A 14,144-nucleotide genomic window follows, 5' to 3' on the forward strand; every position below is an offset into this window, starting at 1 on the left:
TGTCCGGCTCGCTGTCGCAGGCTAGCTTCTTACCGAATAGAAAGCGCTTGCTACGGCAATATGGAGGAACCTTCGTGACACGCAGGACAGTGCGGATCGCCATGAACGGCGTCACGGGGCGGATGGGGTACCGGCAGCATCTGCTCCGCTCCATCCTCGCGATCCGCGAGCAGGGCGGACTGGACCTCGGGGGCGGCGAGGTGCTGTGGCCCGAGCCCGTACTCGTCGGCCGCCGTGAACACGCCCTCGGGGAGATCGCCGAACGGCACGGCCTCACCGAATGGTCCACCGATCTTGACGCCGTCCTCGCGGACGACACGATCGACATCTACTTCGACGCCCAGGTCACCGCCGCGCGGGTCGAGGCCGTCAAGAAGGCGATCGCCGCCGGTAAACACATCTACACCGAGAAGCCGACCGCGGCGGATCTCGACGGCGCCCTCGAACTGGCCCGGCTGGCCCGTGACGCGGGGATCAGGCACGGCGTCGTCCAGGACAAGATCTTCCTGCCGGGTCTGCTCAAGCTGAAGCGCCTCATCGACGGCGGCTTCTTCGGCGAGATCCTCTCCGTACGGGGAGAGTTCGGCTACTGGGTCTTCGAGGGCGACTGGCAGGACCCCCAGCGCCCCTCCTGGAACTACCGCGCCGAGGACGGCGGCGGCATCACCGTGGACATGTTCCCGCACTGGGAGTACGTCCTGCACGAGCTGTTCGGCCGGGTCACCACCGTCCAGGCGCACATCACCACCCACATCCCGCGGCGCTGGGACGAGCAGGGCAAGCCGTACGCCGCGACCGCCGACGACGCCGCCTACGGCATCTTCGAGCTCGACGGCGGAGTGGTCGCCCAGATCAACTCCTCCTGGACGGTCCGGGTCAACCGCGACGAGCTGGTCGAGTTCCAGGTCGACGGCACACAGGGCTCGGCCGTCGCGGGTCTGCGCCGCTGCCGCGTCCAGCACCGCGGCACCACCCCCAAGCCCGTCTGGAACCCCGATCTGCCCGCCACCGAGTCCTTCCGCGACCAGTGGCAGGAAGTGCCGGACAACGCCGAGTTCGACAACGGTTTCAAGGCACAGTGGGAGCTGTTCCTGCGCCATGTGGCGCTCGGTGAGCCGTACCACTGGGATCTGCTCGCGGGCGCGCGCGGTGTACAACTCGCCGAACTGGGGCTGCGGTCCTCGGCCGAGGGCCGCCGCTTCGAGGTACCGGAGCTGTCGCTGTGACTCTCCGACTGCCTTCCCCGGGCGGCGGATCGCGTACGTACACGCCTCGCCCCGAACCCGCCCGCCTCGCACCGGGCGGGCCGCCCCTCGCCTCCCGTACGGTCTTCTCCGCGGCCCATGTCGTGGCCGACCCGTACGCCGATATCGCCCCCGATGCGCCCGCCGCCGTCGATTGGGACGCCACGCTCGCCTTCCGCCGTCATCTCTGGTCGCACGGCCTGGGCGTCGCCGAGGCCATGGACACCGCGCAGCGCGGCATGGGCCTTGACTGGGCGGGCGCGGCCGAGCTGATCCGCCGCTCCGCCGCCGAGGCGAAGGCGGTGGGCGGCCGGATCGCGTGTGGCGTGGGCACCGACCAACTGGCCCCCGGCACGGACGGTTCCGATTCCCTGGACGCGGTCCTGGCGGCCTACGAGGAGCAGTTGGCGCTCGTGGAGGAGACCGGTTCACAGGCCATCCTGATGGCCTCCCGGGCCCTCGCCGCGACCGCCAAGAGCCCCGACGACTACCTCGCCGTCTACGCCCATCTCCTGCGCCAGGCGTCGGAGCCGGTCGTGCTGCACTGGCTCGGCCCGATGTTCGACCCCGCGCTGGAGGGCTACTGGGGCAGCACGGACCTCGACGCGGCCACCGGGACGTTCCTCCAGGTCATCGCCGAGCATCCGGACAAGGTCGACGGCGTCAAGATCTCCCTGCTGGACGCCGGGCGCGAGATCGAGCTGCGTCGCGGACTGCCCAGCGGCGTGCGCTGCTACACCGGTGACGATTTCCACTATCCCGAGCTGATCGCGGGCGACGAACGGGGCTTCAGCCACGCCCTGCTCGGGATCTTCGATCCCCTGGGGCCGCTCGCCGCGCAGGCCGTACGCGTCCTGGACACGGGTGACACGAAGGGCTTCCGGGAACTCCTCGATCCCACCGTCGAGCTGTCCCGTCATCTCTTCCAGCCGCCGACCCGGTTCTACAAGACGGGCGTGGTGTTCCTCGCCTGGCTGGCCGGACACCAGGACCATTTCTCGATGGTCGGCGGCCTCCAGTCGGCCCGCTCGCTGCCCCATCTGGCGCGGGCGTACGAACTGGCCGACGGGCTCGGTCTGTTCCCCGACCCGGCGGTGGCGGAGGCACGGATGGCATCCCTGCTCAGCGTGTACGGAGTGGACCAGTGACCGATCGGCCCGCGGCGGAGCTGAAGCGCTTCAGCATCAACCAGATGACGGTGAGACAGCTGTCGCTGCCCGACCTGACCGAGGCGTGCGTACGTCTTGGTGTGCCAGGGGTCGGGCTGTGGCGCGAGCCCGTCCGGACGTACGGAATCGAGGCCACCGCCAAGCTCGTACGCGACGCGGGCCTCGCGGTCACCACGCTCTGCCGGGGCGGCTTCCTCACCGCGCTCGACCCCGGCCGGCGGGCCGAGGCGCTGGCCGACAACCGCGCGGCGGTCGACGAGGCCGCGGCGCTGGGCACGGACACCCTCGTCCTGGTCTCCGGCGGGCTCCCGGAGGGAAGCCGGGATCTCCCCGGGGCGCGTGAACGTATCGCCGACGCCTTGGGCGAACTGGCGCCGTACGCGGCGGAGCGCGGGGTGCGGCTCGCCATCGAGCCGCTGCACCCGATGTTCGCCGCCGACCGCTGTGTGGTCTCCACCCTCGACCAGGCTCTCGACCTGGCGGAACGCTTTCCCGCCGATCAGGTGGGGGTGGCCGTCGACACGTACCACATCTGGTGGGACGACCGGGCGCCCGCGGCCGTCGCCCGTGCGGCCTCGCGGATCTTCACCTTCCAACTGGCCGACTGGACGACACCGCTCCCGGCCGGGGTGCTGAACGGCCGCGGCCAGCTCGGGGACGGCGCCGTCGATATGCGTGCCTGGCGGGAACGGGTCGACGCGGCGGGCTATACCGGCCCGATCGAGGTGGAGCTGTTCAACGACGAACTGTGGGCGCGGGACGGCGTGCAACTGCTCGGCGAGGTCATCGAGCGGTATGTACGGCACGCCCTATAGACGCGGACGCCCGATACAGGGTCCGGAAAATTACTCAGAGGAATCGTGCAACCCTTCTGGGGTGACGTGAGTCGTATACGTCAACAGGGCTTTCGGGGGAGGGATCCGGGGGGATCAGGAAGGCTCTGTCGAGGGGGAGCGCGCGGGGCCCGGTCCAGTGGACCGGGCCCCTGGTAGTTCTCCACGGACGAGGAGTTGTCCACAGGGCGGCCGGGATGTCGGAGCCTGGCGGTAGCGTCGGATCATGTCCAATCCCGCTGTGCTCGAAGCCGTCCTTGAGCGGATCACCTACGCCAATGAGGAGAACGGCTATACGGTCGCCCGCGTCGACACCGGCCGCAGCGCCGATCTCCTCACCGTGGTCGGCTCGTTGCTCGGCGCACAGCCCGGTGAGTCACTGCGTATGGAGGGCCGCTGGGGCTCGCACCCCCAGTACGGCAAGCAGTTCACGGTGGAGAACTACACCACGATCCTGCCGGCCACGATCCAGGGCATCCGCCGCTATCTCGGCTCCGGTCTGATCAAGGGCATCGGCCCCGTGTTCGCCGACCGGATCGTCGAGCACTTCGGCCTGGACACCCTCGACATCATCGAGCAGCAGCCCAAGAGGCTCGTGGAAGTCCCCGGCCTCGGCCCCAAGCGGACGAAGCGCATCGCCGCCGCCTGGGAGGAGCAGAAGGCCATCAAGGAGGTCATGGTCTTCCTCCAGGGGGTGGGCGTCTCCACCTCCATCGCCGTCCGTATCTACAAGAAGTACGCGGACGCCTCGATCTCCGTCGTCAAGAACGAGCCGTACCGCCTGGCGGCCGACGTCTGGGGGATCGGCTTCCTCACCGCCGACCGGATCGCCCAGGCCGTCGGAATCCCGCACGACAGCCCGGAGCGGGTCAAGGCCGGGCTCCAGTACGCCCTGTCCCAGTCCACGGACCAGGGGCACTGCTTCCTGCCGGAGGATCGGCTCATCGCGGACGCCGTGAAGCTGCTCCAGGTCGATACGGGCCTGGTCATCGAGTGCCTCGCCGAGCTGGCCGCCGAGGACGAGGGGGTCGTACGGGAAAGGGTGCCAGGACCGGACGGCGGCGAGGAGGAGGTCACGGCGGTCTATCTGGTCCCCTTCCACCGCGCCGAGCTGTCCCTCTCCGCCCAGCTGCTGCGACTGCTGCGCACCGGGGAGGACCGGATGCCGGCCTTCCAGGACGTGGTCTGGGACCGGGCGCTGACCTGGCTGGCGGGCCGTACGGGCGCCGAGCTGGCCCCCGAGCAGCAGCAGGCGGTGCGGCTCGCGCTCACCGAGAAGGTCGCCGTTCTGACCGGCGGCCCCGGCTGCGGCAAGTCCTTCACGGTCCGCTCGATCGTAGAGCTGGCGCGGGCCAAGAAGGCCAAGGTAGTGCTCGCGGCGCCCACCGGACGGGCGGCCAAGCGGCTCGCGGAGCTGACCGGGGCCGAGGCGTCCACCGTCCACCGGCTGCTGGAACTCAAGCCGGGCGGGGACGCGGCGTACGACCGGGACCGCCCGCTGGACGCCGACCTGGTGGTGGTCGACGAGGCGTCGATGCTCGATCTGCTGCTGGCCAACAAGCTGGTCAAGGCGGTCGCCCCGGGCGCGCATCTGCTGCTCGTCGGGGACGTGGACCAGCTTCCCTCGGTCGGGGCCGGCGAGGTGCTGCGCGATCTGCTGGCCGAAAGCGGCCCCGTGCCCCGGGTCCGGCTCACCCGTATCTTCCGGCAGGCCCAGCAGTCGGGCGTGGTCACCAACGCCCACCGCATCAACTCCGGGGTACCGCCCATCACTCAGGGCCTTGTCGACTTCTTCCACTTCGTCGAGGAGGAGACGGAGGACGCGGGCCGGCTGACCGTCGAGGTGGCGGCCCAACGGATTCCCGCCAAATTCGGACTCGATCCGCGGCGCGATGTGCAGGTGCTGGCGCCGATGCACCGCGGCCCGGCCGGCGCGGGCGCGCTCAACGCCCTGCTCCAGCAGGCCATCACCCCCGCCAGGCCCGACCTTCCCGAGAAGCGGCTCGGCGGCCGGGTCTTCCGCGTCGGCGACAAGGTCACCCAGATTCGCAACAACTACGAGAAGGGGGAGAACGGCGTCTTCAACGGCACGGTCGGCGTCGTCTCCTCACTCAGCATGGACGATCAGCGACTGACGGTGCTGACGGACGAGGACGAGGAGGTTCCGTACGACTTCGACGAGCTGGATGAGCTGGCGCACGCGTACGCCGTGACGATCCACCGCTCCCAGGGCAGCGAGTATCCGGCCGTGGTCATTCCGGTCACTACCGGTGCCTGGATGATGCTCCAGCGGAATCTGCTCTATACGGCCGTCACCCGCGCCAAGAAGCTCGTCGTGCTGGTCGGCTCCCGCAAAGCCATAGGACAGGCGGTACGCACGGTCTCCGCGGGCAGACGCTTCACAGCGCTCGACCACCGGCTGGCGGGACTTTCCGCACCTCGGCTTCCCACAACTGGGGCGAAGGGGGCAGGATGAACAGGTTGACGGCACTGAGTGCCGCCAAAAGGCCTAAAGGCCGACCCCGAGTGCACTCTCCTGAGCCAAATGGGGGATGGTAGAGACAGTCAGGGCACCTCGAAGAAGAGGCACTACGTCGGTGAGGGATGACGTGAGCGAGAAACGCGACAACGCGGTAGTACTGCGGTACGGCGACGGCGAGTACACCTACCCGGTGATCAACAGCACCGTCGGCGATACGGGCTTCGACATCGGGAAGCTCCGTTCTCAGACCGGTCTGGTGACACTGGACAGCGGATACGGCAACACCGCCGCCTACAAGTCCGCGATCACCTATCTCGACGGCGAACAGGGCATCCTGCGCTACCGCGGCTATCCGATCGAGCAGCTGGCGGAGCGGTCCAGCTTCGTCGAGGTGGCGTATCTGCTGATCAACGGCGAGCTACCGACGGTCGACCAGCTGGCGTCGTTCAAGAACGAGATCACCCAGCACACGCTGCTGCACGAGGACGTCAAGCGGTTCTACGACGGTTTCCCGCGCGACGCCCACCCGATGGCGATGCTGTCCTCCGTGGTCAGCGCGCTGTCCACGTTCTACCAGGACAGCCACAACCCCTTCGACGAGAAGCAGCGTCATCTCTCCACGATCCGGCTGCTCGCCAAGCTGCCCACCATCGCGGCGTACGCCTACAAGAAGTCGATCGGCCACCCCTTCGTCTACCCGCGCAACGACCTCGGGTACGTCGAGAACTTCCTGCGGATGACCTTCTCGGTCCCCGCGCAGGAGTATGTGCCGGACCCGGTCGTGGTCTCCGCCCTCGACAAGCTGCTGATCCTGCACGCGGACCACGAGCAGAACTGTTCGACCTCCACCGTGCGTCTGGTCGGCTCCTCGCAGGCGAACATGTTCGCCTCGATCTCCGCCGGCATCAGCGCCCTGTGGGGCCCGCTGCACGGTGGCGCCAACCAGTCGGTGCTGGAGATGCTTGAGGGCATCCAGGCCTCCGGCGGCGATGTGGACTCCTTCATCCGCAAGGTGAAGAACAAGGAAGACGGCGTGAAGCTCATGGGCTTCGGGCACCGCGTCTACAAGAACTTCGACCCCCGGGCGAAGATCATCAAGGCGGCGGCGCACGACGTCCTCTCGGCTCTCGGCAAGTCCGACGAGCTGCTCGACATCGCGCTCAAGCTCGAAGAGCACGCGCTCGCCGACGACTACTTCGTCGAGCGGAAGCTCTACCCGAACGTGGACTTCTACACCGGTCTGATCTACCGGGCCATGGGCTTCCCGACCGAGATGTTCACCGTTCTCTTCGCGCTCGGCCGGCTGCCCGGCTGGATCGCCCAGTGGCACGAGATGATCAAGGAGCCGGGCTCCCGTATCGGCCGTCCGCGCCAGATCTACACCGGCGAGGTCCTGCGCGACTTCGTTCCGGTCGAGTCCCGCTGACCCACGCTTCCCCGCGCCCGGGCCCCCGAGGGCCCGGCGCCCGCCCGCTCGTACCGCGCACGCCGGTGTACGCCGGGTGTACGCAGCGAAAAGCGCCCCGCCGCCGATCCCCCCACGGGTCGGCGAACGGGGCGCTTTCCATATCCCCGGAGCGGATTCCCCCCACGGGATCCGGGCCGGGCGTCTGCCGTAACCATCAACGGCTACTAGCGGTCGGACCGGGGTACGTACGGGAGGGCCGCTCAAAGCTCCCCGGTGCACGTGCCCCGGCCAATCGCGTGCATGAGACGTCCCCCAAGACATCCCACACGATCCCGTCGAACGTCCCCCAAGACGTTCTCTGGCATCGTCCTCTTAGACTCGCGAGTCGACCTAATGGTTACCCCTCAATCTATGTGATCTAGATCTCTTTGTGAAGGTCCTGTGGCGCATGTGAAGGACCGTAGGCGCATAGGAGGCGCTAACCACATAAACGGAGGAGTAGGCGAGTCCCTGCCTCTGATCGTGTGGTCAGACCTGTCCGGCCAGTTCGTACCCGGCTTCGTCGACGGCGGCGCGTACGGCCTCCTCGTCCAGCGGGGCCAGGGATACAACGGTCACCCGGCCCGTGGCCGCCGTGGCCTCCACGGACGTGACACCCTCGATCCCGGAGATCTCGCTGGAGACGGCCCCCTCGCAGTGTCCGCAGGTCATACCGGTGACCTGATAGACGGTGGTGACCTGGTTCTTCGTCTCGGCGGTCATGGCGTTTCTCCTCTTCGGGGCTGACGTGGGGACGGGTGGCGCGTCAGGGGTGCGCGTGGGCCGCGCGACCTCCCGACATCCGCGATTTTACCCCTAGGGGGTATGAAGCAGAACCCGGCCCCGCTGGTGGCCGCCGGCTCAGAGATCCCCGACGAGCGGATCGATGTAGCGGAAGAGGATCGCTTTCAGCTCGGCGATGTACGCGTCCCGCTCGGCGGGCGCCGCGGCGAGGACCACGTCCATGCCCGCCTTGTACACGGCGAAGACCATGTGTGCGACCCGGGTGATGTCGGGCTCGGGAGTCGCGGGGAGGTAACAGGCGAGGACTTCCTCGACCCGGGTGAGCATGGAGGAGTGCAGAGCGTCGTGCTCCCGGGTGACCTGGCCGGGGATGTCGGGGCCGTGCATGAGGACGCCGAAGGCGGGGTTCTCGAAGTTGAACTGGATCAGCGGGTCGAGGACGGCGTCCAGCAGCTGGTCCAGCGGCAGTTCGAGGTGGGTCGGGGTGAATGCCTGGCCGTAGGTGGCGCGCCAGCGCGTCAGCAGCTGATCGCCCAGCTCCACCGCGATGGCTTCCTTGTTCGGGAAGAACTGGTAGAGCGTGCCCGGGGAGACGCCGGCCTCGCGGGCGATGGAGTTGGTGCTCGCCGCGGTGTAGCCGTTGGTGCAGAACACGTTGGCCGCCGCTTCGAGGAGCTGGGCGATGCGGCGCTCGCCGCGGGCCTGACGGCGGCGCGGCTTTCCCGTCCCGTTCTCGCTGCCGTTCTTGGCCTCGGGCATGTGAATCCCCGGCTTTCCTGGATCGGTTGACAAACGCGAGTGGGGGCTCGCATTATTGATTAATGCGAGCGAAGACTCGTGTTTGTCTATTCTATGACAATGACTGACCCATGCCACGGGTCACGGTGAAGGGGACACCGCACCATGTCCGAAGTCAATACGGGACCGAGTCCTGGGGGATGGACCCGGTTCGTCACCGCGCGCCCGAGGCTCTCTCTACTGGTCGCACTGGTGATCACGGCCCTGGCCGTCTTCGCCGGAAGCGGCGTCGCCGACCGGATGGGCAGCGGCGGCTGGGCGGATCCGGACGCCGAGTCGACCTACGCGACCCGGGCGCTGGAGCGGGAGTTCCCGGCTTCCCAGCCCAATCTGTTGCTGCTCGTCGACAGCGGGAGCCGGAGTGTGGACGACCCCGCGGTCGCCACGGAGGCCAAGCGCCTCACCGACCGGCTCGCGGCCGAGCCGGGGATCAGCGGGGTCGGGTCCTACTGGGGGACCGGATCGGCCGCGCTGCGTGCCGAGGACGGCCGGGAAGCGCTGGTCACGGCGAGGATCGAGGGCGACGAGAAGACGGCCGCCGCGGCCCTGGACCGGATAGCGCCCGAATTCCGCGGCACTCACGGGCCGTTGGAGGTCTCGCTCGGCGGACCCGTCGCCGTGCAGCACGAGATGCAGGGCATCATCAAGGAAGATCTGCTGCGGGCCGAGCTGATCGCCCTGCCGGTGACGCTGGTTCTGCTGGTGATGGTCTTCGGCAGCGCGGTCGCCGCACTGCTGCCGCTCGGGCTCGGCATCGTCGCCATTCTGGGGACGAACGCGGTACTGCGCGGGATCACCGAGCTCACCGACGTCTCGGTCTTCGCGCAGAACCTCACCACGGCCCTGGGGCTCGGACTCGCCGTGGACTACGCCCTGTTCATCGTGCGCCGGTTCCGCGAGGAGCTGGCCGAGGGGGCCGAGGTACGGGACGCCGTGGGCGTCACGCTGCGCACCGCCGGGCGGACGGTGCTGTTCTCCGCGCTGACCGTGGCGGTGTCGCTGGCCGCCATGATGGTCTTCCCCCAGTACTTCCTGCGCTCCTTCGCCTATGCCGGGATCGCGGTGGTGCTGCTGGCGGCGGCCGCCGCGCTCATACTGCTGCCGGCCGCGCTGATGCTGCTGGGCCACCGGGTGAACGCGCTGGATCTACGGGTGCTGCTGCGCCGGGTGCGGCGGAAGTCCGGGGCGCGGGACGGGTCGGAAGCCGTGGGCGCGCCCGCCGAGCCGGGGGCCGGCTGGGCGCGTACGGCAGCGCTGGTGATGCGCCGGGCGCCGGTCTTCGCCCTCGCGACGGCGGCCGGGCTGATAGTGCTCGGACTGCCCTTCCTGGGAGCCACGTTCGGCACCGCCGACTATCGGCAGCTGCCGGCGAGCGCCGACTCCCGGGTGGTTCAGGAAGAGATAAGGGACGGCTTTCCCGGCAGTCCCAGCGGGGGCCTGGAGGTGTTCGTCGAGGGTGCTGCCACGCCCGCCGAGTACGCCGACTACCGCAGCCGGATAGCGGCTCTGCCGGGGGCGCTCGGGGTCGACGGTCCCGTCACCTCGGGTGAACACGGGTACTTCACGGTGCGGGCCGAAGGAGAGGCGGTCGGGCAGCAGGCCCAGCAGCTTGTCCGGGACATCCGCGCGGAACCAGCCGCGTTCGAGGCATCGGTGACCGGCACCGCCGCCGTCCTGGTCGACTCCAAGGACGCCATTGCCGACCGGCTGCCCTGGGCGGTGGCCATCATCGTGGTGGTGACCCTGCTGCTGATCTTCCTGCTCACCGGAAGCGTGCTGATCCCGATCCAGGCGGTCGTGCTCAACGCGCTGAGTCTTACAGCGATGTTCGGGGCGGTGGTCTGGGTCTTCCAGGACGGCAACCTCTCCGGGCTGCTCGGCTTCACCGCCACCGGCGACATCGAGACGACCCTGCCGGTCCTGATGTTCTGTGTCGCCTTCGGGCTCTCCATGGACTACGGCGTCTTCCTGCTCTCCCGGATCAAGGAGGAGTACGACCGGAGCGGTGACCGCGAACAGGCGGTGACCTTCGGCCTCCGGCGCACCGGTGGACTGATCACCGCGGCGGCCGTGATCCTCGCGGTGGTCATGGTGGGCATAGGCACCTCCCGGGTGACCAACACCAAGATGCTCGGGCTCGGTATCGCGCTCGCCGTACTGATGGACGCGATGGTGGTCCGCAGCCTGCTGGTGCCCGCGGTGATGAAGCTGACGGGCAGGGCGACTTGGTGGGCCCCCGGGCCGCTGCGCCGCTTCCATGACCGGTTCGGGCTGAGTGAGGGCGAGTCGAAGCCGATCGCCGAAGTGGACGCGAGGGATCCGGCTCGGACGGAGCCCGCTGACCGGGACCGGGACACGGCGGGCGTCTGACGGCCCCGCACCGATCCGGAACGGGGGCCGTGGGCCCGTACCGGATCGGTGCGGGCCCACGGCGGGCGGACGCCGTTGCCTCGCTCAGCCTCTGTTGTTTCTCTTGTTTCCGTTACTTCTGTTGCCGGGGCGCTGGGCCACCCAGGCTCGGACGGTGTCCGCGTACCAGTAGGGCTTTCCGTTCTCCACATGGTCGGGCGGTGGAAGCAGTCCGTGCTTGCGGTAGGAGCGGACGGTGTCCGGCTGCACCCTGATGTGCGCCGCGATCTCCTTGTATGACCAGAGGTTTTTGTCCGTCACCAGTGACACCTCCCCACGTCCGCCGCAGGGAGGCCGGGGGGCCGTCGGGGGAGCTGCGGCACGACGCTGGTGATCACCCACCCTGTGCCCCCCGAGCGACACAGAGTGATGAGGAGGATGGATTTGTCACCTCCTTGTGACGAAAGGACCGTGTAATGGAGATATGTGTGACGGTGGAGGGACCTTTGTGGCACATGCGTCACATATGGCGCGTACACCTCATGCGGCGCGGATGGACCGCGTCAGGGGCATGAGGCCGGGTGCGTCATCAGTCCGCCTCGGGCAGTCCCCACCGCGGATATGTGCCGTCCGCCCTTACGTCGCGCGGTCGTAGAACCGGGTTCGAGCCCCTTCGGGTGAGCACGGCGGTGCGGCCCTTCGGCAGATCGACGGTGATGGTCCCGGTGCCTCGGTACGGCAGTTGCCGGCCGTGCTCGTCGCGTACGTCGATCGCGCCCTCGATGCCGTGGTCCAGCGCCAGCGGCGCGCCCGCCTCGCTCCGTACCGTCACCCAGTCGGTGCGGCCGGCCGAACGTGACGCGTCCACGAGAAACGCCCCCTGGGTACGCAGGCGTTGGACCGACGCGTCCGCCCAGCCCGAGGGGACGGCGGGGAAGACGCGGACCGTACCGCCATGGCTCTGGACCAGCATGTCCAGCAGCGACTGGGCGGCGGCGAGCGGGCTCTCGATGGCGAAGTTGGAGCCCTCCCGGTACAGGGTGTTCGGCGTCAACTGCGTGCTGTCGACGGTGTTTCCGTCGGTGAAGAACTTCAGATACGACAGCGCCCGGTCCGCGTTGCCGAAGAGGGTCTCCATCGAGGCGGCGGCGGCGAAGCTGTAGCCGTGCCAGCGCTCCCTCATCCCCGCCCAGTGCTCGAAGCTCTTACGGTCCAGCGACTCCTGGAGGGGGTAGAGCCAGAGCAGATGCGAGTAGTGCCGGTGCGACTCCGCGAGCGGCACCTCCGCGCCGATCAGTACACCCTGCTCGCCCCGGTGGTACGGCACCAGCCGGGCCAGGATGTCGCGCAGGCGCGCGGTCGGTGCGTCATGGATCCGCAGCACTCGCGTCGCCTCCAGCAGTGTCCGGCAACCCCAGCGGATCAATGAGAGGTCGTAGGTGCAGTCGGACGCGTTGGCGTACTCCGGTGACCGGGTCTCCGGCAGATGCAGCAGTCCGTCGGACCCTTCGGTCAGGAAGCGCGCGTAATAGGCGATGGCCCGGCTGAGCACCGGATACAGCACGTCTTGGAGAATCCGCCGGTCCATGGAGTGCCGGTAGGACAGCCACACATTGTGCATGGCCCAGGTGAGATTGCCGGTGTGGTCGTTGGGGCTGACCCCGGGCACCCCCACATAGCGCGGGCCCGGACGCAGCTCCCGGTCGCCCGGGTGGCAGAGCGCGTAGCTCGCCCCGTCCCGGTGGGCGGGGTGGATGTTGAGCTCCAGGTTGCGGTGGTACGTACGGAAGGTGGGGGTGATCGCGTCCAGTTCAAGATGGTTGGAGCCATTGATCAGCGGATACGCGACCTGGGTGTTGAGGTTCCACCAGATATTGGTCCAGTTGTTGCCGGTCTCCGGGAACCACGGCCCGAAGACGGGCAGGACGGGGGAGTCCTTCCCGGTGGACGACGCCATCTTGTAGAGCTGGAGCCAGTAGAAGCGCTGGAGATGTTTGTCCGGGACCGAGACCAGACTGCGCCGGTAGAAGTCGCCCCACCACGCCCGGTGTTCGCGTACGAGCCTGTCCGGGGCGGTGGTGAGCGCCCGGTCCACGGCCGCCAGCGCGCGCTCGCGGCCGGTCGAATCCGGGAAGCCATAGGCGATGCCGGCCGCGAGCAGCCGTCCGCTGCCCTCCTGGATCTCCCGCCAGGCCGTGGTGTACCCGCCGCCCGCGTGCAGTGGCTGTTCCACGAAACCGGGCCCCGCGGCCGGATCGGGGTTGGCGGTGTACTCCGGTGGGACACGGTTGGTCCTGGTGGTGGCCGACTGCAGCGCCGTGAACCCCCAGGCGGCGGTCCGCTCGCCCGCGGTGGGCTCCAGGGACACCAACAGCACATCGCTCTGACGCAGGATCAGTACGCGCATACGGACGCCGCCGGCGGTCGTGGTGACCGTGCCGTTCAACTCGGCGGTCGCCGGATCAAGGGACCAGTCGACATCCGTGACCGTGCCCGCGAAGGTCAGGGTGAGATAGCCGACCGGCAGCCGGGAGTAGCCGATGGCCGCCTCCCACTGTCCGCGCTGGTCCTGTACCAGGGAGTGGTTGAGCATGATCCGCAGGGTGTTGCCCTCGCCCGCCTTGCTGTAGAGATGCGCGGCGAGGAAGCCGTTCCCGAAGAAGGGCGCGGACTGCCAACCGGATGGAAGTCTCCGCCACTTCATGGCCGCGTCCAGAAGGATGCGGCGGTGCGCGTCCGTGCCGTCGGCGCTACCGCCGTCGCCGTCGGAGGTCCGTGCCCAGGCGGTGCGCGAGGAGACCGCGAAGGCCGCCGCTCCCGCCGCCGTCATGAACGTACGCCGTGAGATGCGCCCCGCCCGGGTGATACCTCCGAGGAATCCGGGGCGCGATGAAGGTGGAGGAACGGATGAATGCACGGCGGCCCCTGTCTTCGGCTCAGGAATCTCCCTAACTAGGACGATCCTGCCGCAGTCGTGTCCCTGTCAAGAAGCCAAAGCGGGGAAAGATCGGATCAATGAGGTCGATGAGGCTATTGGAGGGAGATGCGGAAACGCCCGGACGGAACCTTTCGGATCCA

The 14,144-nt window shown here is 68.6% G+C and carries 10 protein-coding genes; 6 read left to right on the forward strand and 4 right to left on the reverse strand.

Features of this window, described 5'->3' with window-relative positions; translation table 11 throughout:
- Positions 1-74: 74 nt before the first annotated feature.
- The 5 genes from AB0M67_RS23965 (at position 75) to AB0M67_RS23985 (ending at position 7,154) form a co-directional block, all read left to right on the forward strand.
- Positions 75-1,226 (forward strand): Gfo/Idh/MocA family oxidoreductase, encoded by a 1,152-nt coding sequence (locus AB0M67_RS23965; RefSeq protein ID WP_365748477.1) that lies wholly within the window; start codon positions 75-77, stop codon positions 1,224-1,226.
- Positions 1,223-2,392, forward strand: a complete 1,170-nt coding sequence (locus tag AB0M67_RS23970) for a dihydrodipicolinate synthase family protein (RefSeq protein WP_365748479.1) — start codon at positions 1,223-1,225, stop codon at positions 2,390-2,392. The genes AB0M67_RS23965 and AB0M67_RS23970 overlap by 4 nt, the downstream gene beginning before the upstream one ends.
- A gap of 44 nt (positions 2,393-2,436) precedes the next feature.
- Complete coding sequence (locus AB0M67_RS23975) at positions 2,437-3,228, forward strand: sugar phosphate isomerase/epimerase family protein (protein ID WP_365748573.1); 792 nt, start codon at positions 2,437-2,439, stop codon at positions 3,226-3,228.
- Between the two features lie 244 nt (positions 3,229-3,472).
- Positions 3,473-5,722 (forward strand): ATP-dependent RecD-like DNA helicase, encoded by a 2,250-nt coding sequence (locus AB0M67_RS23980; protein WP_365748482.1) that lies wholly within the window; start codon positions 3,473-3,475, stop codon positions 5,720-5,722.
- A 133-nt stretch (positions 5,723-5,855) separates the two neighbouring features.
- Positions 5,856-7,154, forward strand: coding sequence for a citrate synthase (locus tag AB0M67_RS23985; protein ID WP_365748483.1), 1,299 nt, complete (start codon positions 5,856-5,858; stop codon positions 7,152-7,154).
- Between the two features lie 510 nt (positions 7,155-7,664).
- Here AB0M67_RS23985 and AB0M67_RS23990 read toward each other — a convergent pair.
- Positions 7,665-7,898 (reverse strand): heavy-metal-associated domain-containing protein, encoded by a 234-nt coding sequence (locus tag AB0M67_RS23990; protein WP_365748485.1) that lies wholly within the window; start codon positions 7,896-7,898, stop codon positions 7,665-7,667.
- 138 nt (positions 7,899-8,036) lie between these two features.
- Entirely contained in the window at positions 8,037-8,678 is a 642-nt protein-coding gene (locus tag AB0M67_RS23995) for a TetR/AcrR family transcriptional regulator (RefSeq protein ID WP_365748487.1), read from the reverse strand.
- A gap of 144 nt (positions 8,679-8,822) precedes the next feature.
- Between AB0M67_RS23995 and AB0M67_RS24000 the strand changes: the two genes are divergently transcribed.
- A complete protein-coding gene (locus AB0M67_RS24000; RefSeq protein WP_365748489.1) occupies positions 8,823-11,087 on the forward strand; it encodes an MMPL family transporter in 2,265 nt (754 codons plus the stop codon).
- Between the two features lie 84 nt (positions 11,088-11,171).
- On the opposite strand, the gene AB0M67_RS24005 is transcribed toward AB0M67_RS24000, so the two are convergent.
- Entirely contained in the window at positions 11,172-11,387 is a 216-nt protein-coding gene (locus AB0M67_RS24005; RefSeq protein ID WP_365748491.1) for a MerR family transcriptional regulator, read from the reverse strand.
- Positions 11,388-11,655: 268 nt separating this feature from the next.
- Positions 11,656-13,896, reverse strand: a complete 2,241-nt coding sequence (locus AB0M67_RS24010; protein ID WP_365748493.1) for a glycoside hydrolase family 95-like protein — start codon at positions 13,894-13,896, stop codon at positions 11,656-11,658.
- Positions 13,897-14,144 lie beyond the last annotated feature (248 nt).

Source organism: Streptomyces sp. NPDC051662 (genome assembly GCF_040681655.1).
GTDB lineage: Bacteria > Actinomycetota > Actinomycetes > Streptomycetales > Streptomycetaceae > Streptomyces.

Bases quoted from the DNA above. Each gene is read 5' to 3' on its own strand.
- AB0M67_RS23980 (WP_365748482.1), top strand. From the start codon at position 3,473: ATGTCCAATCCCGCTGTGCTCGAAGCCGTCCTTGAGCGGATCACCTAC.
- AB0M67_RS23995 (WP_365748487.1), bottom strand. From the start codon at position 8,678: ATGCCCGAGGCCAAGAACGGCAGCGAGAACGGGACGGGAAAGCCGCGC.
- AB0M67_RS24000 (WP_365748489.1), top strand. From the start codon at position 8,823: ATGTCCGAAGTCAATACGGGACCGAGTCCTGGGGGATGGACCCGGTTC.
- AB0M67_RS23975 (WP_365748573.1), top strand. From the start codon at position 2,437: ATGACGGTGAGACAGCTGTCGCTGCCCGACCTGACCGAGGCGTGCGTA.
- AB0M67_RS24010 (WP_365748493.1), bottom strand. From the start codon at position 13,896: ATGACGGCGGCGGGAGCGGCGGCCTTCGCGGTCTCCTCGCGCACCGCC.
- AB0M67_RS23990 (WP_365748485.1), bottom strand. From the start codon at position 7,898: ATGACCGCCGAGACGAAGAACCAGGTCACCACCGTCTATCAGGTCACC.